Annotated in this window: 17 protein-coding genes and 1 pseudogene; 12 read left to right on the top strand and 6 right to left on the bottom strand. The window is 63.6% G+C overall.

Annotation, left to right across the window (positions count from 1 at the left end; translation table 11 throughout):
- Positions 1-36 precede the first annotated feature (36 nt).
- On the bottom strand, positions 37-888 hold the full coding sequence (locus AC5ZG1_RS02225) for an SDR family NAD(P)-dependent oxidoreductase (protein WP_496131857.1): 852 nt from the start codon (positions 886-888) through the stop codon (positions 37-39).
- A 218-nt stretch (positions 889-1,106) separates the two neighbouring features.
- Between AC5ZG1_RS02225 and AC5ZG1_RS02220 the strand changes: the two genes are divergently transcribed.
- The 4 genes from AC5ZG1_RS02220 to AC5ZG1_RS02205 all read left to right on the top strand — a co-directional run bounded on the left by AC5ZG1_RS02220 (position 1,107) and on the right by AC5ZG1_RS02205 (position 6,418).
- Entirely contained in the window at positions 1,107-2,603 is a 1,497-nt protein-coding gene (locus AC5ZG1_RS02220; protein ID WP_130229194.1) for an aldehyde dehydrogenase family protein, read from the top strand.
- A gap of 231 nt (positions 2,604-2,834) precedes the next feature.
- Positions 2,835-3,962, top strand: coding sequence for an alkene reductase (locus tag AC5ZG1_RS02215; RefSeq protein WP_496131890.1), 1,128 nt, complete (start codon positions 2,835-2,837; stop codon positions 3,960-3,962).
- A gap of 108 nt (positions 3,963-4,070) precedes the next feature.
- Positions 4,071-4,553 (top strand): GFA family protein, encoded by a 483-nt coding sequence (locus AC5ZG1_RS02210; RefSeq protein ID WP_496131856.1) that lies wholly within the window; start codon positions 4,071-4,073, stop codon positions 4,551-4,553.
- 200 nt (positions 4,554-4,753) lie between these two features.
- Positions 4,754-6,418 carry a thiamine pyrophosphate-binding protein gene (locus AC5ZG1_RS02205; RefSeq protein WP_496131855.1) on the top strand — a complete coding sequence of 555 codons (1,665 nt, stop codon included), beginning with the start codon at positions 4,754-4,756 and terminating at the stop codon, positions 6,416-6,418.
- 180 nt (positions 6,419-6,598) lie between these two features.
- On the opposite strand, the pseudogene AC5ZG1_RS02200 reads toward AC5ZG1_RS02205, so the two are convergent.
- Positions 6,599-7,988 (bottom strand): annotated as a pseudogene (locus AC5ZG1_RS02200) (LLM class flavin-dependent oxidoreductase).
- A 54-nt stretch (positions 7,989-8,042) separates the two neighbouring features.
- Entirely contained in the window at positions 8,043-8,669 is a 627-nt protein-coding gene (locus tag AC5ZG1_RS02195) for a carboxymuconolactone decarboxylase family protein (RefSeq protein WP_028168060.1), read from the bottom strand.
- 152 nt (positions 8,670-8,821) lie between these two features.
- Here AC5ZG1_RS02195 and AC5ZG1_RS02190 point away from each other — a divergent pair, with 152 nt between their 5' ends.
- On the top strand, positions 8,822-10,207 hold the full coding sequence (locus AC5ZG1_RS02190; protein WP_496131854.1) for a M20 family metallopeptidase: 1,386 nt from the start codon (positions 8,822-8,824) through the stop codon (positions 10,205-10,207).
- A 38-nt stretch (positions 10,208-10,245) separates the two neighbouring features.
- Here AC5ZG1_RS02190 and budC read toward each other — a convergent pair whose 3' ends face one another.
- On the bottom strand, positions 10,246-11,016 hold the full coding sequence (budC, locus tag AC5ZG1_RS02185) for a meso-2,3-butanediol dehydrogenase (RefSeq protein WP_130229198.1): 771 nt from the start codon (positions 11,014-11,016) through the stop codon (positions 10,246-10,248).
- 392 nt (positions 11,017-11,408) lie between these two features.
- Between budC and AC5ZG1_RS02180 the strand changes: the two genes are divergently transcribed.
- The 5 genes from AC5ZG1_RS02180 to AC5ZG1_RS02160 all read left to right on the top strand — a co-directional run bounded on the left by AC5ZG1_RS02180 (position 11,409) and on the right by AC5ZG1_RS02160 (position 15,909).
- Positions 11,409-12,320, top strand: coding sequence for an amino acid ABC transporter substrate-binding protein (locus AC5ZG1_RS02180; protein ID WP_130229199.1), 912 nt, complete (start codon positions 11,409-11,411; stop codon positions 12,318-12,320).
- A gap of 188 nt (positions 12,321-12,508) precedes the next feature.
- Positions 12,509-13,240 carry an amino acid ABC transporter permease gene (locus AC5ZG1_RS02175; protein ID WP_496131889.1) on the top strand — a complete coding sequence of 244 codons (732 nt, stop codon included), beginning with the start codon at positions 12,509-12,511 and terminating at the stop codon, positions 13,238-13,240.
- 1 nt (position 13,241) lies between these two features.
- On the top strand, positions 13,242-13,934 hold the full coding sequence (locus tag AC5ZG1_RS02170) for an amino acid ABC transporter permease (protein WP_028168055.1): 693 nt from the start codon (positions 13,242-13,244) through the stop codon (positions 13,932-13,934).
- A gap of 185 nt (positions 13,935-14,119) precedes the next feature.
- Complete coding sequence (locus AC5ZG1_RS02165) at positions 14,120-14,851, top strand: amino acid ABC transporter ATP-binding protein (RefSeq protein WP_130229200.1); 732 nt, start codon at positions 14,120-14,122, stop codon at positions 14,849-14,851.
- A gap of 200 nt (positions 14,852-15,051) precedes the next feature.
- Positions 15,052-15,909: a D-amino-acid transaminase gene (locus AC5ZG1_RS02160; RefSeq protein WP_496131853.1), complete on the top strand. Its 858-nt coding sequence runs from the start codon at positions 15,052-15,054 to the stop codon at positions 15,907-15,909.
- A gap of 117 nt (positions 15,910-16,026) precedes the next feature.
- Here the strand turns inward: AC5ZG1_RS02160 and AC5ZG1_RS02155 are convergent, their stop codons facing one another.
- Positions 16,027-17,640, bottom strand: coding sequence for an MDR family MFS transporter (locus AC5ZG1_RS02155; RefSeq protein WP_028168052.1), 1,614 nt, complete (start codon positions 17,638-17,640; stop codon positions 16,027-16,029).
- Positions 17,641-17,731: 91 nt separating this feature from the next.
- Positions 17,732-18,883 (bottom strand): HlyD family secretion protein, encoded by a 1,152-nt coding sequence (locus tag AC5ZG1_RS02150; protein ID WP_496131852.1) that lies wholly within the window; start codon positions 18,881-18,883, stop codon positions 17,732-17,734.
- 143 nt (positions 18,884-19,026) lie between these two features.
- On the opposite strand from AC5ZG1_RS02150, the gene AC5ZG1_RS02145 reads away from it, so the two are divergent.
- Positions 19,027-19,938: a LysR family transcriptional regulator gene (locus AC5ZG1_RS02145; RefSeq protein WP_496131851.1), complete on the top strand. Its 912-nt coding sequence runs from the start codon at positions 19,027-19,029 to the stop codon at positions 19,936-19,938.
- A gap of 157 nt (positions 19,939-20,095) precedes the next feature.
- Positions 20,096-21,370, top strand: a complete 1,275-nt coding sequence (locus AC5ZG1_RS02140; protein ID WP_496131850.1) for a serine hydrolase domain-containing protein — start codon at positions 20,096-20,098, stop codon at positions 21,368-21,370.
- The last annotated feature ends 27 nt before the right edge of the window (positions 21,371-21,397 follow it).

Here is a 21,397-nt window from a genome sequence, read left to right as displayed (position 1 = left end):
GCGCTGCAGCGCTGCTCGATATCCATGAGGCGGCGACTATTTTCCCTTTACGAACGCCGCGAAAGCATCCGCATAATCCGGATGCCAGCGCGACAGTGCGGGACGGTTCTCGACGATGTCGCCGACGGCCCACAGGATGCGCCGCTCGTCGAGCTGCCGCGGCACGTCATTGTCGGGGCAGAGGATATAGAAATCGCCGGCGTCGAGCCGCTCGATCATGAAGTCGATCGTCTGCTCCGCCGTCCAGGCGCTGGCTGGCTTCTCGGCGCGTCCGCGCGCGGTCAGGCCGGTGAAGACGAAGCCGGGGATCAGCAGATGCGCTGACAGCCGGCAGCCCGGCGTGTTGCGCAATTCGTGCTGCAGCGCCTCGGTGAAAGCCTTCACGCCGGCCTTGGATACGTTGTAGGCGGGATCGCCCGGAGGCGTCGTGATGCCCTGTTTAGAACCGGTGTTGATGACGAGGCCGTCGCGCCCGCGCTCGATCATGCGCGGCACGAAGGCATGCGTGCCGTTGATGATGCCCCACAGATTGACGCCGAGAATCCGCTGCCAGTTCTCGCGCGGACCGAACATCTGGCTGCCCGGCTGGACGCCTGCATTGTTCATCAGGATGTCGGTGCCGCCGAACCGTCGTCGCACCGCGCTTTCCAGTTTCACGAGGTCCTCGAACCGGCTGACGTCGACGGTTTCGGTCATGATGCTGTCGGCGCCGCCGGGCGCGATCATTGACAGTTTTGTGGCGGCTTCCTTGAGAGCGTTGGCACTGACGTCGGCGACGCAGACCTTCATGCCCGAAGCGGCGAAGCGCATGGCGGCGGCGAGCCCGATGCCGGACGCGCCTCCGGTGATCACGGCGACATGATTTGGCGACATGGCGGGGTGGGGCATGGTCTATCTCCGACAAAAATACGTGGCAGCGATCTCTAGGCTAACATGGCGGCCGTGCCATGCACGATGGTGCATGGGAGGTCTTCATTGCCGCACTGCCGCGATCAGGCCGGCTGCTTTACGGATTTGGGTCGCCGTTGTAGAGTTCCGCATATAACGGGTCTGAAACCTGCAAGGCCCGTCATATAAATCTCGTTCCATATCAAGGGAGTGCAAACATGGCTGTCACACAGGCAATTCCGATCACGCGTCACCCCTACGCGGACGGTTCCTACAAGAAGATGCTGATCGACGGCCAATGGGTCGATGCGGCCTCAGGTAAAAAGTTCGAGACCCACAATCCCGCGACCGGCGAATTGCTCGCGACGGTGGCCGAAGGCGATGCCGAAGACATCAACCGCGCGGTGGCAGCGGCGCGTCGTGCCTTCGAGGGCCCGTGGAGCAAGGTCAAGCCGTTCGAGCGGCAGAGCATGCTCTTGAAGCTCGCCGACCTGGTGGAGAAGAACTTCGAGGAACTGTCGCAGCTCGATACGCTCGACATGGGCGCGCCGATCAGCCGCACCCGCGGCAACCGCCTGCGCGTGCTCGGCATGCTTCGTTATTATGCCGGGCAGGCGACCGCGCTGCATGGCGAGACCATCGAGAACTCGCTGCCGGGCGAGATATTCTCCTACACCTTGAAGGAGCCGGTCGGCGTGGTCGGCGCGATCATTCCATGGAACGGGCCCTTGGCGGCGACGGTCTGGAAGATCGGCCCGGCGATCGCGACCGGCTGCACGGTGGTGCTGAAGCCGGCGGAAGAAGCGCCGCTGACATCGCTGCGGCTCGCGGAGCTCTGCATGGAAGCCGGCATTCCGCCTGGTGTCGTCAATGTGGTGCCGGGATACGGCGAGACCGCAGGCGCGGCGCTCTCCTCACATCCGGGCGTCGACAAGGTCGCCTTCACCGGTTCGCACGTCACGGGACAAGCGATCGTGCGGGCGTCGGCCGGCAACCTCAAGCGCGTCTCGCTCGAGCTCGGCGGCAAGTCGCCGGACATCGTGTTCGCCGATGCCGATCTCGACCAGGCGGTGCCGGGCGCGGCAATGGCGGTGTTCGCCAATTCCGGGCAGATCTGCAGCGCCGGTACGCGGTTATTCGTCGAGCAGAAGGTCTATGACGAGTTCGTCGGCCGCGTCGCCGAATTCGGCAAGAAGCTGCAGGTCGGCAACGGCATCGACCCGAACACGCAGATCGGCCCCCTGGTGTCGCAACAGCAGATGGATCGTGTCAGTGACTATCTCGATATCGGCCAGAAGGAAGGCGCGAGCGCTGTTGCCGGCGGCGCGCGGCTGACCGAAGGGCCATTGGCAAAGGGCTATTTCGTGCAGCCGACGGTGTTCGCCAATGTGCAGGACAATATGCGCATTGCGCAGGAGGAGATCTTCGGGCCGGTCATCTCCGCGATCGCCTTCAAGGACACGGACGAACTGATTCAGCGCGCCAATGCGACGATGTTCGGCCTCGGCAGCGGCGTGTGGACCACCAATGTCAGCAAGGCGCACCAGGTTGCGCGCGCGCTGCGCGCCGGCTCGGTCTGGGTCAACTGCTACCAGGCGATGGACCCGGCGGTGCCGTTCGGCGGCTACAAGATGAGCGGCTACGGCCGTGAATCCGGCAAGCAGCATTTGGAGGAATATCTCAACGTCAAGGCGGTCTGGATCAAGACGGCCTGAAACGAAGACCTCTCTCGTCATTCCGGGATGCGCCGAAAGGCGCAGGCCCGGAATCCATCGGGCCGCAGATTGCGTGGACAAATGGATTCTCTGATGTGCAATTGCACATCATGGCTCGCGCTTCGCGCGCCCCGGAATGACGGCTTATCGGCGATAGGCCGCCACTTGCTTTTCAGCGGCGCGCGCCTCCCCTATAGTGCCGGCAACGACAACACAAATATCCGGGCAGGCATGAAATTCCCGTCGCTTTTCTCTCCTCTCAAGATCGGTCCGTACCAGCTCCAGCACCGCGTGGTGATGGCGCCCTTGACGCGGATGCGCGCGGAAAAACCGTCGCTCGCGCCGCGGCCGCTGAACGTGGAATATTATGCCCAGCGCGCCACGCCGGGTGGGCTGATCATCGCGGAAGCCTCGCCTGTGGTGAATACCGGGTTCGGCAGTCCCGGCATTCCCGGCATCTACAGCGAGCAGCAAATTGCCGGCTGGCGGAAAGTGGTCGACGCCGTGCACGCCAAGGGCGGCATCATCTTCCTGCAGCTCTGGCATGTCGGCCGCGTCTCGCATTCCTCGTTCCAGCCCGGCGGCGCGCTGCCGGTCGCGCCATCAGCGGTGGCGATCTCCTCCGAGTTCAAGGCGATGACGGCGGACGGCAAGGTGGTCGATTACGAGACGCCGCGCGCGCTCGAGACGAGCGAGATTCCCGGCGTCATCGAGGCCTATCGCGAGGGCGCGAGGAACGCACTGAAAGCCGGCTTCGACGGCGTCGAGATCCATGGCGCCAATGGCTATCTGATCGAGCAGTTCCTGCAGTCGCGCAGCAATCTGCGCACCGATCAATATGGCGGGTCGATCGAGAACCGCGTGCGCTTCCTGATGGAGGTGACGAAGGCCGTTATCGAGGTCTGGGGCGCGAACCGCGTCGGCGTGCGGCTGTCGCCTTACGGTATCGCCAATGGCAGCGGCGAGGCCGACCCGATGCCGCTCTACAGCCACGCCATCAAGCAGCTCGATCCGCTCGGGCTCGCCTATCTGCACTTCATCGAGCCGCGCTCCTCCGGCGCCGGCCGCGCCGAGGTCAATCACCAGAACGTGCCGTCGGCGATGGTGCTGTACCGCCCGATGTGGAGCGGCGTCCTGATCACCGCCGGCGGCTTCACCGGCGAGACGGCGGATGCCGCAATCGCCGCGGGACACGCCGATGCGATCGCCTTCGGCCGCATCTTCATCTCCAATCCGGACCTGCCGCGCCGCCTGCAGCGCAGCTATCCGATAACGCCGTATAATCGCGCGACGTTCTACGGCGGCGAGGAGAAGGGATATACCGACTATCCCGTTCACGACGAGATGGCGCAGGCGTAGGTCGTTCGTCATTGCGAGCGCAGCGAAGCAATCCATGGTGCCGCGCGTGGCGAGATGGATTGCTTCGTCGCTTTCGCTCCTCGCAATGACGAGGAAAACGAGGCGAGAATGGCCAAAGCAGCCGCTGCAGGAGGGATCGCGTCGGGCCAATGCCTGTGCGGCGCAGTTCGGCTTGAGATCGACGTGCCGGCGCGCTGGGCCTGGCATGATCATTCCGCGCCGAGCCGCCGCGCGCATGGGGCGGCCTATGCGACCTATGTCGGGAGCTGGCGCAAGCGGTTCCGCATCGTCGCGGGGAAGGATGCGATCACGCGCTACGAGGATGACGCGACGAAGACCGTGCGCAGCTTCTGCGCGACCTGCGGGACGCCTCTATTTTACGAGCGCGCTCGCTCGCCGCACATGGTGAACATTCCGCGCGCGCTGTTCCTGGGCCGTACCGGGCGGCAGCCGTTCTATCACGTCGCGATCGAAGAGCTGCAGGAGTGGGCCTATACCGGCGAACCGCTGGTGCCATTGAAGGGTTATCCCGGCGTGGTCTGGCATCGCGCGAAAAAGAAGAAGCGCCCCGATCGGGAGGGGATGTTTTAAATTTTCGTAGCCCGGGTGGAGCGCAGCGCAACCCGGGTTTGCCCGTGGCTCCCCGGATTACACTGCGCTCCATCCGGGCTACGGCCCTACGGCGCTACATCGCAAGGCAGCCATGAGCGCAGGCGCGATTGCTCGGGGCGTGCAAGTTTGGTCATGATGCCTCATCCCGCGCGCCAATGAGCCCGAGGGTAGGAGGAGACATGAAGAATCGCATTACCGGGCGTTCGGCGTTCCTGGCGCTGTTGAAGGACGAGGGCATCACGCATCTGTTCGGCAATCCCGGTACCACCGAATTGCCGATCATGCATGCGCTGAAAGACCATCCCGACCTCACCTATGTGATGGCGATGCAGGAGAGCCTGGTGGTGGCGATGGCCGACGGCTTCAGCCGCGCCTCCGGCAAGCTCGTCGCCTGCAACGTCCATGTCGCGCCCGGTCTCGGCAACGCGATGGGCTCGCTGTTCAACGCCAAATTCACCGGCACGCCGTTGATCCTCACTGCCGGCCAGCAGGAGCAGGGCCACGGCTTGACGGAGCCGGTGCTTTACGGGCCGCTGGTGCAGATGGCGGAGCCGCTGGTGAAATGGGCGGTCGAGGTGACGCGACTGGAGGATCTGCCGCGCATCGTGCGCCGCTCCGCCAAAGTCGCGACCACGCCGCCGACCGGACCGGTGTTCATCTCGCTGCCCGGCGATATCCTCAATTCCGAAGCCGGCATCGAGCTCGGCCGGGCGACCCGCGTCGACACGCGGGTGAAGCCGTCAGATGAATCGCTGCAGGCGCTGGTCGCGCGCATCCTCAAAGCCGAGCGGCCGGTGATCGTCACCGGCGATGAGATCGTCAAGAGCGACGCGCTGCAGGAAGCTGCCGAACTCGCGGAAACGCTCGGCGCGCCGGCCTATCAATCTTCGACGCCCTATGGCGCGCACTTCCTCTCCGAAAGCCCGTGCTTCATGGGCGCGATCGCTCGGGTTCAGAAACTTGCGCGGGAGACGCTCGCGCCCTACGACCTCATCATCGCACTCGGCGGCGATCCCTTGCGGATGTCGGTTTATAGCGAGATCGATCCGCTGCCGGATGGGCTCGGGATCGTGCAGGTCGGTCTGGTCGACTGGGACCTCGCCAAGAACTATGGCGCGGAGATTGCGCTGAAGGCCGACGTGAAGGAAACCCTGCGCGCGTTGATCCCGGCGCTGAAAGCATCCGGCGGCGGCGCGCTGGAAGCGCGGGCAAAGCAGGGCGTTGCGGCGCTGGTGTCAAAAAACTGGGCCGCGAAGCGCAAGGCGCTGGTCGACCAGATCTCGAAAGCCGAGGGCACCTCGCCGATCGATCCGGACTGGCTGGCGCTGCAGGTTGTCGAGGCGATGCCTGACAATGCGATCCTGGTCGATGAAGGCCTGACCTCGTCGCGCCAGATGATTGCGCTGCGCCCGCACCGCGACCGCTATGGCTATCACGCGCTCGCCTCCGGCGGCATCGGCTGGGGATTGCCGGCATCGGTCGGCGTCAGCCTCGCCAATCCGCAGCGACCGGTGGTGTGCTTCTCCGGCGACGGCAGCGCGATGTATTCGATCCAGTCGCTGTGGACCGCGGCCAACCACAAGCTGCCGCTGACGTTCGTCATCGTCAATAATGGCGGCTACCGCATCATCAAGCAACGCCTCCTCGCCTTTCACGGCGACGATCATTATGTCGGCATGGATTTCGTCGACCCGCCGGTTGATTTTACTGGCGTTGCGAAGTCGCTTGGATTGGAAGCGATGCGGATCACCGATCCCCGCGAACTCAAGGGCGCGATGCGGTCCACATTCGGCCGGCCCGGCACGAAGCTGATCGAGGTGGTGGTCAGTAATTCGGTGAATTGAGCCACGGATTGTAGGGTGGGCAAAGCGAAGCGTGCCCACCATTACGAGTGGAGTGCTTGACGGTGGGCACGCTCTGCTTTGCCCACCCTACGATTCTTCGTCGTCATTGCGCCGCTTGCGGAAGCGTGGATTGCTTCGTCGCTTCGCTCCTCGCAATGACGGTGTGAGGGGCTGTCAGTCCTACTCCGCCGCCGCGGCGTGGGGCTTGATGCGGTAGCGACTCGCGGGGTGCTCGTCCGTCAGCCGCGCGCGGCCCGTGCCGAACAATTTCTCCCGCAGCGTGCCTTGTGCATAGTCCTGCTTGTATCGGCCGCGGCGGGTCAATTCCGGCACCAGCATGTCGGCGATGTCCTCGAAATCGTCGGGCGAGATCGCAAACGCGACGTTTAGGCCATCGACGTCGGTCTGCTCGAACCAGCGCTCGATGTCATCGGCGACCTTTTCCGGTGTGCCGACCACGACCGGGCCGATGCCGCCGATGCCGACATGCTCGGCGACCTCGCGCACGGTCCAGATGCGATCGGGATCGGCGCGGGTGATGTTGTCCATCGCGGTGCGGCCGGCGTCGTTATGGACATGGCGCACCTCCTGGTCGAGGTCGTAGGTCGAGAAATCGACGCCGGTCCAGCCGGACATCAACGTCAGTGCGCCCTCATGGCTGATGTGGCTGCGATAGTCGGCATATTTCGCGTTTGCTTCGGCCTCGGTGCGGCCGAGGATGACGGTCATCATGCTGAACATCAGGATCTCGGCCGGATTCCGGCCCTTCTGGGCGGCAAGCTCACGGATGGCGGAGACTCGCGGCGCGATCACCTTGGCCGACGGTCCCGACATGAATACGCATTCGGCGTGCTCGGCGGCGAACTGCCGGCCGCGTGGCGACGTGCCGGCCTGATAAAGCACCGGCGTGCGCTGCGGCGACGGCTCGCTCAAATGCAGCGCGTTGAGGCGATAATTCTTCCCCTCGTGCTTGACGGGATGCACCTTGGCGGGATCGGTGAAGATGCTGCGCGCGCGATCGCGGATCGCAGCGTCGTCTTCCCAACATCCTTCCCAGAGCTTGTAGACCACTTCCATATATTCGTCGGCGATCTCGTAGCGGTCGTCATGCGCCGTCTGCTTGTCCCTTGCCGGCGCCGCGCGCGGCCGAGTCGAGATAGCCGGTCACCACGTTCCAGCCGACGCGGCCTTCGGTCAGGTGGTCGAGCGTCGACATCCGCCGCGCGAATGTGTAGGGCGGCTCGAAGGAGAGATTGCTGGTGACGCCGAAGCCGAGATGCTTCGTCACCGCGGCCATCGCCGGAACCAGCAGCAGGGGATCGTTCACTGGCGTCTGCGCGGCATTGCGCAGCGCAGCGTCCGGGCCGCCGCCGAACACGTCATAGACGCCGAGCACGTCGGCGAGGAACAGACCATCGAACCGGCCGCGCTCCAGCGTTTTGGCGAGATCGAGCCAGTAGGGCAGCCGGTTATACTCCGCGGTGCGGTCGCGCGGATGGGTCCACAATCCCGGCGACTGATGCGCCACGCAGTTCATGGCAAAGGCGTTGAGCCGGATTTGTTTTGTCATCGTGGGCAACCCGAGAAGCGCGGCATCGCTGCCGCGCCAAAGCGTGGAAGAAATTTATCGTCCGGCCTGCCTGAACGGCAGTTCCTCACCGGCCGGCGGCATGACATGCGCGACGTTGAGCGTCATCGACACCACATCGTAATAGCCGTTCACCGCGACCAAATCCATCACGCCCTGTTCGCCGAATTTTGCAACCGCTTTCTGGTAGATGGCATCGTCGACGCCATGGTCACGGCGGAGCTGGGTAGTGAACTCCCAGACGATCGCTTCATCCTCCTTCATGTTTTCGGGCTTGCGGCCGGCACCGAGCGCCGCGACGATCTTCGGATCGAGCCCCGCTTTCAGCGCGAGCGGCGCGTGCGCATACCACTCATATTGCGAGCCCCAATATTGCGCGGTCATGATGATCGCCATCTCGTTGACGCGCTTGTCGAGCGAGGTGTTGAAACGGAGATATTCGCCGACCTTCTGCAAGCGGTCCGCGAGTTCCGGGCTGCGTAACCAGGCATTGAACGGTCCGCTCATGCCTTTGCGCGGGCCGGACATGATGGCATCCGCGACCGTGCGCTGGGCAGGGGTCATCTTCTCCAGCGGGATCTCCGGAAAGCGCTCGCCGGTCGCGGCCGGTGCGACGCCGGTGAACAGGATGCAAAGTGCCGAGACGCGCAGGATCGTTTTCATGGATGACCTCCCTATTTGATGTCCGGACGGACGCCGGACTGGGCGGAAATTGTTGCAGCTTGGCGAGCGTTGGCAAGCTTTATTCGGGCGTCTTCCAGCCGCCGCGATATCCCTATAAGAGGTGGGCAGGTTGGTTGCGGGAAAGGCAGATCATGGCTGACAGGGCTGACGCGATCGCGCGGGTGCGCGCGCAATTTCACTCTGGCGAGTTCCTGCGCGAGCTCGACAAGCGGGTCGGCTATCGCACGGAAAGCCAAAATCCTGGCAGCGGTGACGCGCTGCGCGCCTATCTCACGGAGAATCTGCAGCCTGCGCTCGCCGAACTCGACTTCAAGACTCGCCTGATCGAATCGCCGACAGGCAAGGGCCCGTATCTCGTGGCCGAATATATCGAGGACGCCTCGCGCCCGACCGTGCTCACCTACGGCCATGGCGATGTCGTCGACGGCATGATCGGCGAATGGCGCGACAATCTCGATCCCTGGAAGACCACCATCAAGGGCGACCGCGCCTATGGCCGCGGCACCGCAGACAACAAGGGCCAGCACAGCATCAATATCGCGGCGCTGCGTGCGGTGCGGGAGACCCGCGGCGGCAGGCTCGGCTTCAACGTAAAGTTCATCATCGAGACCGGGGAGGAGATCGGCTCGCCCGACCTGCGAACGATCTGCGAAGCCTATCGTGAGGAACTCAAGGCCGACCTGTTCCTGGCATCCGACGGGCCGCGGCTTTCGGCCGAACGGCCCACGATCTTCCTCGGCTGCCGCGGCGGCAACCGCATCCATCTCGATGTCAACCTGCGCGAGGGCGGGCATCATTCCGGCAATTGGGGCGGTGTGCTCGCCAATCCCGCCACCATCCTGGCGAACGCGATTGCGAGCCTGGTCGACGCCAAGGGCCGGATGAAACTGGAAGCCTTGAAGCCGCCGCCGATCTCGAACCGGGTCCGCGCGGCGCTGGCGGATGTGAAGGTCGAGCCGGGCGCGGACGAGCCGGCGCTGTCGCCGGACTGGGGCGAGGAAGGGCTGTCGCCCGCCGAGCGGCTCTACGCCTGGAACACGCTGGAAGTGCTGGCGCTGTCAGCGGGCAATATCGCAAGCCCGGCGAATGCGATCCCGGGGAAGGCGAATGCCGTGCTGCAGCTTCGCTTCGTTGTCGGCACGAAGATCGACAAGGTCGTCGATGCCGTGCGCGCGCATCTCCATGCCAATGGTTTCCCGATGGTCGAGGTCAGCGGCGCGCAACGATTTGCGGCGTCGCGGACCGACATGGACAGTCCCTGGATCGACTGGACCGCGACATCGATCCGCAACACCACCGGCAAGGCGCCGGCGGTGCTGCCGAATTTCGGCGGCTCGCTGCCGAACGACGTATTTTCGGAAGGTCTCGGCTTGCCCACGATCTGGGTGCCGCATTCCTATCCCGGCTGCTCGCAGCACGCACCCGACGAGCACATTCTGCTGCCGGTGACGGAAGAAGCGCTCACGATCATGGCCGGCCTGTTCTGGGATCTCGGCGAGATGGCGCGGGCGCTGTGATCGCAGCCGACGCACCAAGCGAGTCCGCATAGGACGGTCTATATAAAGGGTGCCGAGCCCGTCGATGCGCCGACGCCGCCATCGATCGCCAAGTTTACGCCATTGACAAAGCTCGCATCCTCACTGGCAAGAAACGCGATGACACCGGCAACCTCTTCCGGCTGGGCTGCCCGTCCCAGGGGAATGCGTTCTTCTAGCCGCTGAAGCACGTCAGGGAAGTGTTCGAAGACGCGCCTCGTCAGGTCGGTGAATATGGTGCCTGGACAGACCGCGTTGATGCGCACGCCTTTTGGGGCAAATTCGAGGGCCAGGCTCCGCGTGAGATTGCTGACCGCGCCTTTTGTGGCGTTGTAAAAGTTGAGCCCGCGATCGCCGCCAAGCCCCGAAATGGATGACACGTTGATGATCGAGCCCTTGCTCTCGATAAGATGAGCAAGCGTCGCCCGCGTTACGTTGAAGACCCCATCGACGTTGACCGCGAAGACCTCGCGCCAATTCTGAGTGGGCAGATCGAGGAAAGCCCCGGCAGTTCCCGTTCCCGCGTTGTTGACGACAATGTCGATCCTGCCGAGCCTGCGGACGACATCGGTGACGAGGTCTTCAACCGCATTCGCGTTGGAGACATCAGCCGGCCGGATCATGCAGCGGTCGGCTGTCAAGGTTGCGGCGACGTCCTGCAATTTGGACGCCCGGCGTCCGTTCAGGACGACGATCGCTCCTTCCTCATGAAATCGGCGTGCGGTCGCAGCGCCGATACCACTGCCGGCGCCGGTGACGATGACTACCTTGCCGTCGAACCTTCGGGACATAGCTCGTGAACTCCACCTGATGCGATCGATGCGTCGGCGGATGCTGGGGAGCTTCGATTGCAGTTGTATTTCAGCGGAGACATTCTTGGCTACATTTGAAGGCGGTCACGGCGACGAGACTACGAATCGGCTGCGCGGAGGCGGAGCGCTCTCGACGAGGCGCTAGCGGGTGCGACTAAAGTGCACCGCCGCGGGTACCTTGCGACTGTCCGCACTTCAGGCCATCATGGCGGCAGCCATCGCCGGGCACGTTGGGGACACCTGCTTGAGCCATATGACGTCATCTCGGATGCGAGCCATGCCGCCGTCGCGGCGTTGCCGCGCCGTCCGACCAAATGCGGCTGACGGACATTCTGACACAATCGAACCTATCCAAACGAGGAGAACTACGCATGAAACGCCTTCTTTCGATCGGCTTCGCGCTCGCCGCCGCGCTCGGCGCGGCTGAGGCCGGCGCCCAGGAGCTGACGGGGACGTTGAAGAACATCAAGGAGACCGGCACGATCACGCTCGGCCACCGCGACTCCTCAATCCCCTTCTCCTATCTCGACGACAACCAGAAGCCGATCGGCTATGCGATGGACATCTGCCACAAGATCGTCGACGCGGTGAAAAAGGAACTGAAGCTCGACAAGCTCGAGGTGAAGCTCAATCCGGTGACGTCATCGACCCGCATTCCGCTGCTCGCCAACGGCACCATCGATCTCGAATGCGGCTCTACCACTAACAACGCCGAGCGGCAGAAGCAGATTTCCTTCACCAACACCCATTTCCTCACCGCGAGCCGCTACGTCTCGAAAAAGTCGAGCAAGCTCAATTCGATCGACGATCTCAAGGGCAAGGCCGTGGTGTCGACCGCGGGCACCACCAACATCAAGCAGCTCACCGAGGCCAACGCCGCGCGCGGGCTCAACGTCAACATCATCCCGGCCAAGGACCATGCGGAAGCGTTCCTGATGGTCGAAACCGACCGCGCGGTCGCCTTCGTGATGGACGATATCCTGCTCGCAAGTCTGGTTGCGGGGTCGAAAACGCCCGACGATTACGTGATCTCGAAGGACGCATTCTCGAAGCCGGAGCCTTACGGCATCATGCTGCGCAAGGACGACCCGGCCTTCAAGAAGGTGGTCGATGCGGCGACTGCCGCGCTCTACACCGGCGGCGAGGGACAGAAGATCTACGACAAATGGTTCACGCAGAAGATCCCGCCGAAAGGGCTGAACCTGAATACGCCGATCGCTGCGGAGCTGAAGAACGAGTTCGCCAAGCCCTCGGACTCGCCGGACCCGGATTCGTATAAGTAAACGCAGCTTTAGACCCTCATGGTGAGGAGCGCGTAGCGCGTCTCGAACCATGAGGCCCGACCGTGGCCTCATCCTTCGAGACGCTTGCCGCGCAAGCTCCTCAGGATGAGGGGAAACAGCGGCTGGCCGGCCATCCTTGGCCCGGCCATTGCATGGGCGGGCCGGGCGTATCGCGGAACGGGGGAGCTTTGAACTATCACTGGAACTGGCAGATTTTCTTCGAGCCGAACCCGACCGGCAGTGGCACCTATCTCGACATGCTGCTGTCGGGGCTGGCGCTGACGATCAAGACCGCGCTCACGGCCTGGATCATCGCGCTGGTGTTCGGCTCGGTGGTTGGCGTGCTGCGCACGCTGCCGTCGAAGGTCGCAGGCTTGATCGGCTTCTGTTATGTCGAATTCTTCCGCAACATGCCGCTGCTGGTGCAGCTCTTCCTGTGGTTCTTCGTGCTGCCGGAACTGTTGCCGCGCGCGGCGGGACTGTGGCTGAAGCAAATGCCGAACGCGCCGTTCTGGACGGCTTCGATCGGCGTCGGGCTGTTCATGTCGGCGCGCGTTGCCGTGCAGCTTGCCGCCGGTATCGCCTCGCTGCCGCGGGGCCAGAAGCAGGCGGCGACCGCGCTCGGGCTGACGACGGCACAGACATATCGCTACGTGCTGCTGCCGATGGCCTATCGCATCATCCTGCCGCCGCTGACCTCCGAATTCCTCAACACCGTGAAGAACACGGCGGTGGCGATCACCATCGGGCTGATCGAATTGACCGGGCAGGCGCGCGCGATGCAGGAATTCTCGTTCCAGGTGTTCGAAGCCTTCACGGCCGCGACCATCATGTATCTCCTGGTCAATATCGTCGTCGTCACCGGCATGCGCTTCCTGGAGCGCAAGGTCGCGATTCCCGGCTACATCGCGGGGAAATAGCATGCTCGGCAGCTTCGATTTCGACGTCATCCGCCGCTCGCTGCCCTACCTCTTCGTCGACGGCATGACGTTCACGCTGACGCTGACCGCGCTGTCGGCGCTGGGCGGGTTGGTGTTTGGAACGCTGATCGCGCTGATGCGCTTGTCCGGCTTCAAGCTGCTCGGCCGCATCGCCGGGCTCTATGTCGATTTCATGCGCTCGCTGCCGCTGGTGCTGGTGATCTTCTGGTTCTATTTCCTGGTGCCCTATATCGGGCAGTGGCTGACCGGCGCGTCGCGCCCGATCAGCGTCGGCGCGTTCGCCTCCTCGCTGATCACCTTCATCATGTTCGAGGCGGCGTATTTCTCCGAGATCATGCGCGCCGGCATCCAGTCGATCTCGCGTGGCCAGCCGGCAGCTGCAAGCGCGCTGGGCCTGACCTACGCGCAGAGCATGCGCTACGTCGTGCTGCCGCAGGCGTTCCGCAACATGCTTCCGGTGCTGCTCACCCAGACCATCGTGCTGTTCCAGGACACCTCGCTGGTCTACGTCCTGTCGATCCCGGATTTCCTCGGCGCCGCCAGCAAGGTGGCGCAGCGCGACGGGCGGCTGGTCGAGATGTACCTGTTCGCGGCAGTGGTCTATTTCACCATCTCCTGCCTTGCCTCCTTCGGCGTCCGCCGCCTCCAGGCGCGCATCGCCATAGTTCGGTAGATAGTCATGCAGTTGAAATTTCGAGGCACGCACCTCTTCACCTCTCCCATGGGAAGAGGTCGGATCGCACAAGCGATCCGGGTGAGGGGATCTGCTCTATCGAGGGACCTTAACCCCTCACCCGGCGCTGCGCGCCGACGTCTCCCTTCGGGAGAGGTGATCTCGCGGCAACAGTTGAGCCAGGCATGATCGAACTTCGCCACGTCAACAAATGGTACGGGCCGACCTTCCAGGTGCTGAAGGACTGCACCACCAGCGTCGCCAAGGGCGAGGTCGTGGTGGTCTGTGGCCCTTCGGGATCGGGCAAGTCGACGCTGATCAAATGCGTCAATGCGCTGGAGCCGATCCAGGGCGGCGAGATCATCCTGGACGGCATCAAGGTCAATGATCCCAAGACCGACCTGCCGAAGCTGCGCGCGCGGGTCGGCATGGTGTTCCAGCACTTCGAGCTGTTTCCCCATTTGCGGATTATCGACAATCTCTGCCTGGCGCAGGAGAAAGTGCTCGGCCGCAAGCACGATGAAGCGGTGGCAAAGGGGATGAAGCTGCTCGATCGCGTCGGGCTAAAGGAGCACGCAAAGAAATATCCGGCGGAGCTTTCCGGCGGGCAGCAGCAGCGCGTCGCGATTGCGCGGGCGCTGGCGATGGACCCCGTCGCGATGCTGTTCGACGAGCCGACCTCGGCGCTCGATCCGGAAATGATCAGCGAGGTGCTCGACGTGATGGTCGACCTCGCGCGCGAGGGCATGACCATGATGGTCGTCACTCATGAAATGGGCTTTGCCAGCAAGGTCGCCCATCGCGTGATCTTCATGGATCAGGGCGAGATCGTCGAGGATGCGCTGAAGGCGGATTTCTTCGGCAAGCCGCGCAGCGACCGCGCGCAGAAGTTCCTGTCGAAGATCTTGCAGCATTAATACCGCCGTCATTCCGGGGCACGCGAAGCGTGAGCCCGGACTCCATTCAGCCGCTTGCGCTGGCGGGGAAATGGATTCCGGGCTCGATGCTGCGCATCGCCCCGGAATGACGCCGAGGGTTTGATGGCCTGGAAGGTCTATCGGCATCAACGAATTGCGTATAGAAACCTCATCGCATCACTACGTCCGGGAGACTTCGCTTGGAAAAGATCGCTTACGTCAACGGCTCCTATGTACCCCTTTCGGAGGCCAAAGTGTCGGTCCTCGACCGCGGCTTCCTGTTCGCCGATGGTATCTACGAGGTGGCCGCCGTGCTCGACGGCAAGCTGGTCGATAACGCCTCGCATCTGGCGCGACTGGAGCGCTCGGTCGGCGAGATCAGGCTGGAACTGCCGGAAACCATCGCGCGGATCCAGGACATCCAGAAGGAGCTGGTGGCGCGCAACAAGCTCGTCAACGGCATGGTCTATCTGGAGGTGACCCGCGGCGCCGATATCGGACGCGATTTTGCCTTTCCCAAAGGGGTGAGGCCGACGCTGGTGATGTTCACCTCTGAGAAGGACATCGTCGGGGCGCCCTCGGCCAAGACCGGCATCAACGTGATCACGGTGCCCGACATCCGCTGGGAGCGGCGCGACATCAAGAGCGTGGCGCTGCTGGCGCAGGTGCTGGCCAAGCAGGCGGCCGCCGAAGCTGGCGCCGGCGAGGCCTGGATGATCCAGGACGGCAAGGTCACCGAGGGCGGCTCGTCCTCTGCCTTCATCCTGACCCAGGACGACGTCATCGTGACCCGACAGAACGGCAGCGAAATTCTGCCCGGCTGCACCCGTAAGGCCGTGGTGGCGCTCGCCGAGGAACGCCAGCTCCGCGTCGAGGAGCGCGCCTTCTCGATCGAGGAGGCGCTGGCCGCCAAGGAAGCCTTCATCACCAGCGCCAGCCTGTTCGTGCAGGCGGTGGTCGCCATCGACGGCAAGAAGGTCGGCAATGGCAAGCCCGGCCCGATGACGGAGCGGCTGCGCGAGATCTATGTGGAGTTCGCCAAGGCGACTGCGGTGTAGCATGTCACCCTCATCATTGCCGGGCTTGACCCGGCAATCCATCTCGCTTCGGAAGAGTCTTTTTTGATGGATGCGCGGGTCAAGCCCGCGCATGACGAGGGGTTGCCCGCGGCAATCCTAATGCGCGCCGCCGCCGGCCAGCGCATTTGGCTTCTTCAGCAGCGCCGCGGCGAACAGCGCGACGATCAGCGCGACGCCCATCACGTAAAAGGTGTCGCTGAAAGCCAGAATGTAAGCCTGCTTCTGCACGATCCTGCCGACTGCGACGATAGCGCGGTGCGTGGCGTCGGCATGGTCGGCGACGCCATGGCTCATGAAATATTGCGTGAGCTGCTCGATCCGCGTGCGGGTCGCCTGCTCCAGCAGCGAGACCGACTGCATCAGCACGTTGGAATGATACTGCTCACGTTTGGTCAGCAGCGTCTGCAACAGCGCGATGCCGACGGCGCCGCCGAGATTGCGCATCATATTGAAAAGCCCGGACGCCGAGCCGGCATTCTCGGCCTCGATCCCTGCAGTCGCGACCGCCGACAGCGGCGCCATCACCAGCGCCTGGCCGATGGCGCGCACGATGTTCGGCCAGAACAACTGGTCGGTGGCGTAGTCATTGGTCATATAGATGTTCATGAAATTGGAAGCGGCGAACAGCGTGAAGCCGACGCCGATGATGATGCGCGGGTCGAAGCGCTGCATCAGGCGTGGCACCAGCGGGATCAGCACGAGCTGCGGCAGCCCGGTCCATGCCAGCACCATGCCGATCTGCTCGGCATTGTAGCCCTGAATCCGTGACAGATATTGCGGCAGGATGAACACCGAGCCGTACAGCGCGGTGCCGAGCAGGAAATTGGCCAGCATGCCGAAGCCGAAGTTGCGGCGGAGCAGCAGGCGCAGGTTGAGCAGCGGCTTGTTCGCGGTGAGCTCGATCACGATGAACGCCACTAGGGCCACCGCCGCGATGACGGAGAGGCGGACGATGAAGGGCGAGCCGAACCAGTCGTCCTTGTTGCCCTCTTCCAGCACCGTCTGCAGCGCGGACAGGCCGATCGCCATGGTGATGATGCCGGGCCAGTCGCCCTCGCGCAGAAGCGAGAGCTTCATTGGTTTTGCTTCCAGCGAGAAATAGAGCATGCCGACCATGATCGCGCCGGGCACCAGGTTGACATAGAAGATGTACTGCCAGCCCCAGTTCTCGGTGAGATAGCCGCCGATGGTCGGGCCGATCGCCGGCGCGAACGTCGCCGACAATGCGAATATGGCGAGCCCGATTGGCTGCTTCGCCTTAGGTAGCAGCGTGATGATCAGTGTGAACGCCAATGGGATCAGCACGCCGCCGGTGAAACCCTGCACGGCGCGCAGCGCGATCATCTGCGGCAGGTCGTGCGCGAGCGCGCAGGCCGCGGAAAAGACAAGGAACAGAACAGCATTGGTCAGGAGATAGCGCCGGACCGAGAACACCTGCGCGAGCCAGCCGCTCAGGGGGATCACCACGATCTCGGCGACCAGATAGGAGGTCGAAATCCAGCCGCCGTCATCGATGCCGGCGCCGATCGCGCCCTGGATGTCCGCCAGCGAGGCGTTGACGATCTGGATGTTGAGCACCGCCATGAAGGCGCCGAGATTGGCGCCGACCACCGCGATCCAGATTTTTGCGGGGATAGCCGGTGCGGCGGCGGGTTTTGGGCTGAGGTCCGCGGAGGACGCGGCGTTGAGCGTGGGCTGTAGCGTGGTCATTAGTCTCGTCCGCTAGCGCGTGATGAAGCCGAATTGCTTCCGCGATCGATGCTGCACTCCTCTCCCGCAAGCGGGAGAGGAGAACTCGCCGCTAGCCTCCGTCCGGCCGCGCGGCGCTGGCGGCAAGTCGGCTCTTCGCTTCGCGCTCGGCCAGCACGGTGGCCTTGGTGTCGACGGTCGGCACTGCCGACATGCCCGGGCGCAACAGGCCCTTTAGCCTGATATCATCGAGCACGATCTTGACCGGCACGCGCTGCACGATCTTGGTGAAATTGCCGGTGGCGTTGTCCGGCGGCAGCAGCGCGAATTCGAGTCCGCTCGCGGGCGACAGACTGTCGACATGGCCGCGCAGCTTGGTGCCGCGGAAACTGTCGATCTCGACTTCGACCGGCTGGCCGTTGCGCACATTCGTGAGCTGGGTCTCCTTGAAGTTGGCGACGACGTAGACGGCATCGAGCGGCACCACCGCCATCAACTGCGTGCCGGCCTGAACATATTGTCCGACCCTGAGCGAGCGTGCGCCGACGGTGCCGTCGACTGGCGCGGTGATCCGCGTATAGCTGAGGTTCAGCGATGCCTGCCGCTCCACCGCACGGGCGCGATCGAGCTGCGCGACCGCCTTGGCGCGTTCGGTGGTGAGCACATCGACCTTGCGCTGGGCGGCGAGCAGGCCGGACTTGGAGTGCTGCAATTGCGCGTTGTTGGCACGGAGCGCGGCGTCGGTCTGCTGCGCGCGCTGTACGGTGCCGGAGCCGGTCTTCATCAGCCCCTCGTAACGGGTCTGCTCCTCCTGCGCGAATTTCAGATTGGCTTCGGCGGCGGCGACGTCGGCCGTGCCCTGCTCGATGATCGGCTGCTGCTGGGCGAGCTGGGCATCGAGGTTGCGCACCGCAGCCTCGGAGGCCTCGACATCGGCGTGGGCCTGGGCCAGTGCGGCCCGGAAATCGCGGTCGTCGATTTCGGCCAGCAACTGCCCGGCCTTGACCGGCTGGTTATCGCTGACCAGCACCTGTGCGATATAGCCGGAGACCTTCGGCGAGACGATCGTGGAATCGGCCTTCACATATGCGTCATCGGTCGATTCGAGGTAGCGGCCGGTGATGAGATAGTCGTAGCCGAAATCGGCAATGCCGGCGACGCCGAGCACGGCGACCAGCGCCAATGCCGCCCGCCTGATCACCAGCCGCGACGGGCGCAGGCTTATTTTTTCTTTTGTATCAGTGACATAGGATGTCGTTGACATGGCTTCCCCAAATGCGTTCGGGCGCGCCTCCCGGGCGGGAGGGCGCCAAATCCGCGACATACATGCGATGTCTCCAGCGCTGTGATAATCCCGCCAAAACTGGAAGGATTATCCAGTGAGAGCAAATAATCGGGAACTCGCGCATGGACCGGTTGACCAGCCTGACGGCCTTTGTCCGGGTGGTGGATAGCGGCGGCTTTTCGGCCGCCGGCCGCCGCCTGAACATGTCCACGACCATGGTCAGCAACCATGTCCAGGCGCTGGAGGACCGCCTCGGCGTCCGCCTGCTCAACCGGACCACGCGCAAGGTGAGTCTCACCGAGGTCGGGCGCGCCTATTACGACCGCTGCGTGCAGATCCTCGCCGACATCGAGCAGGCCGACGACATCGCCGGCGCGCTGCATTCGACGCCGCGCGGCACGCTGCGCGTCTATACCCATACCCACACCGTGCCGTATGTCGCGCCCGTCGTCGCCGAGTTCCTCAAGACCTATCCGGAGGTCAGGGTCGATCTCTCGATGGGCGAGCGCACGGTCGACATGATCGACGAGGGCTTTGACGTGGCCGTGCGCATGATCCGGCCGCCGGATTCAAGCCTGATCGTGCGCAGTCTCGCCACCTGGCGCCACGTGCTGTGCTGCTCCCACGACTACATCGAACGGCACGGCGCGGTGCATGAGCTTGCCGAGCTCAGCGAGCGCGATTGCGTGCGGCACGTAAACTATCCGTACCAGGACGAGTGGCGGTTCATCGACCGCACAGGCGCGCCGGCATCAGTGAAGGTATCCGGCCGCTTCACCACGAACAGCGGCGAGGCGCTGCGCATGGCGGCGCTGCAGGGGGCCGGCATCTGCCTCGCAGCGGGCTTCCTGGTTCACGGCGATCTCGAAGCGGGACGGCTGGTCCGCCTGCTGCCGGAATACCGGCCCGTCGAGCTTTCGTTGAACGCAGTCTATCCACATCGCCATCATCTATCGGCGAAGGTGCGGACCTTCATCGACATGCTGGTCAACCACAGCGCCGAGCAGCAGAAGCTGATCGATCCCTATTCGTGATGCCGCAATCGCGTAGGGTGGGCAAAGCGAAGCGTGCCCACCCTACGAGTTTTCTTTTCGTATTCGCCCGCTGAGGGCATCGCTTCCAGTGACGATGTGATGGCGCGGCGAAGCGTAATCCAATAGATTGCATGAGAATAGGGCAGGAGGGAGCGGCATGTTTGCGCTGAAGCGGGTGTCATTGTGCCGAACCATGACGCCGCTTGCCGTGATGCTCGCCTGCTTGCTCGCGCCGTTGCCGGCCGCGGCGTTCGGGCCGCCACCGAATGCGCCGCTGTCGATGGAAAAGCTCTCGCGTCTCGATGACTTCCTCACCGAGCAAAGCGCGATCGGAAAGATTCCCGGCGCGGCGCTGCTGATCCAGCGGCATGGCAAGCCGATCTATTTCAAATGCTTCGGCAAGCGCGACGTCGAAGCGAACATCGATATGACTGCGGATACGATCTTTCCACTGCATTCGGTGACGAAGACGGTCACCAGCGTGGCGGCGATGATCCTGATCGACCGCGGCAAGATCGCGCTCGACGATCCCGTCAGCAAATACATCCCTTCCTTTGCCAACATGAAGGTCGGCGTCGAGCGCAAGGACGAGTCGGGTCGCCCGGTGCTCGATCTGGTGCCGCTGATCCGTCCGGTCACGATCGAGGATCTGTTGCTGCACACGTCGGGCATCACCTACGGCTTCTATGGCGCGGGGCTGGTGAAGGCGGCCTATGACGGCATCTATCTCGGCGACTTCGACAATGCCGAATTCGCGGAGCGGATCGCGAAGCTGCCGCTTGCCGAGCAGCCGCGCACATTATGGGACTACGGCCATTCGATCGATGTACTCGGCCGCGTCATCGAGGTCGCATCGGGACAATCGCTCTATGAGTTCGAGAAGACGGCGCTGTTCGAGCCGCTCGGCATGACCACGACCAAATATTTCCTGACCGACCCGGCGGAGCGCGCCCGCTATGCGCGGCGGCTGCGCAGTGACGAGCGCATCGAGCGCAATCCGCTCGACGTGACGCGCTGGGAGTCCGGTGGCGGCGGCCTGGTATCGACGGTTGCCGACATGGCGCGTTACGGCCAGATGCTGCTCAATGGCGGCACGCTGAATGGCAAGACCATTCTCGGCCCGAAAACTTTCAAGGCGATGATGACTGACCATATCGGGCCGGGATCGGGCGTCGCCCGCAACTATTTCTACTATCCGGGCGACGGCTTCGGCTTCGGCTACGGGTTCGGGATCCGCACCGATGCCGGCAATGCCGTGCCGCCTCCGCCGGGCTCGCCCGGCGAGATCAAGTGGGACGGCGCTTCGGGGGCGTATATCGTCGTCGACCCGTTGCAGGACATGTTCTTCGTGCTGCTCTTGAACGCGCCCTCCGGGCGGTGGCACGTTGAGGTCAATGTCAAGAAGATCGTTTACGACGCATTCGAAAAGTGATCGAACAGAAATCTGATCCGGAACAGC

The sequence above is a fragment of the Bradyrhizobium sp. Leo78 genome (assembly GCF_059512425.1).
This window is presented reverse-complemented; position numbering and strand designations above follow the sequence as displayed.

Coding starts and splice junctions, on each gene's coding strand:
- AC5ZG1_RS02225 (WP_496131857.1), bottom strand. CDS start 888: ATGCCCCACCCCGCCATGTCGCCAAATCATGTCGCCGTGATCACCGGA.
- AC5ZG1_RS02220 (WP_130229194.1), top strand. CDS start 1,107: ATGGCTGTCACACAGGCAATTCCGATCACGCGTCACCCCTACGCGGAC.
- AC5ZG1_RS02215 (WP_496131890.1), top strand. CDS start 2,835: ATGAAATTCCCGTCGCTTTTCTCTCCTCTCAAGATCGGTCCGTACCAG.
- AC5ZG1_RS02210 (WP_496131856.1), top strand. CDS start 4,071: ATGGCCAAAGCAGCCGCTGCAGGAGGGATCGCGTCGGGCCAATGCCTG.
- AC5ZG1_RS02205 (WP_496131855.1), top strand. CDS start 4,754: ATGAAGAATCGCATTACCGGGCGTTCGGCGTTCCTGGCGCTGTTGAAG.
- AC5ZG1_RS02195 (WP_028168060.1), bottom strand. CDS start 8,669: ATGAAAACGATCCTGCGCGTCTCGGCACTTTGCATCCTGTTCACCGGC.
- AC5ZG1_RS02190 (WP_496131854.1), top strand. CDS start 8,822: ATGGCTGACAGGGCTGACGCGATCGCGCGGGTGCGCGCGCAATTTCAC.
- budC (WP_130229198.1), bottom strand. CDS start 11,016: ATGTCCCGAAGGTTCGACGGCAAGGTAGTCATCGTCACCGGCGCCGGC.
- AC5ZG1_RS02180 (WP_130229199.1), top strand. CDS start 11,409: ATGAAACGCCTTCTTTCGATCGGCTTCGCGCTCGCCGCCGCGCTCGGC.
- AC5ZG1_RS02170 (WP_028168055.1), top strand. CDS start 13,242: ATGCTCGGCAGCTTCGATTTCGACGTCATCCGCCGCTCGCTGCCCTAC.
- AC5ZG1_RS02165 (WP_130229200.1), top strand. CDS start 14,120: ATGATCGAACTTCGCCACGTCAACAAATGGTACGGGCCGACCTTCCAG.
- AC5ZG1_RS02155 (WP_028168052.1), bottom strand. CDS start 17,640: ATGACCACGCTACAGCCCACGCTCAACGCCGCGTCCTCCGCGGACCTC.
- AC5ZG1_RS02150 (WP_496131852.1), bottom strand. CDS start 18,883: ATGTCAACGACATCCTATGTCACTGATACAAAAGAAAAAATAAGCCTG.
- AC5ZG1_RS02145 (WP_496131851.1), top strand. CDS start 19,027: ATGGACCGGTTGACCAGCCTGACGGCCTTTGTCCGGGTGGTGGATAGC.
- AC5ZG1_RS02140 (WP_496131850.1), top strand. CDS start 20,096: ATGTTTGCGCTGAAGCGGGTGTCATTGTGCCGAACCATGACGCCGCTT.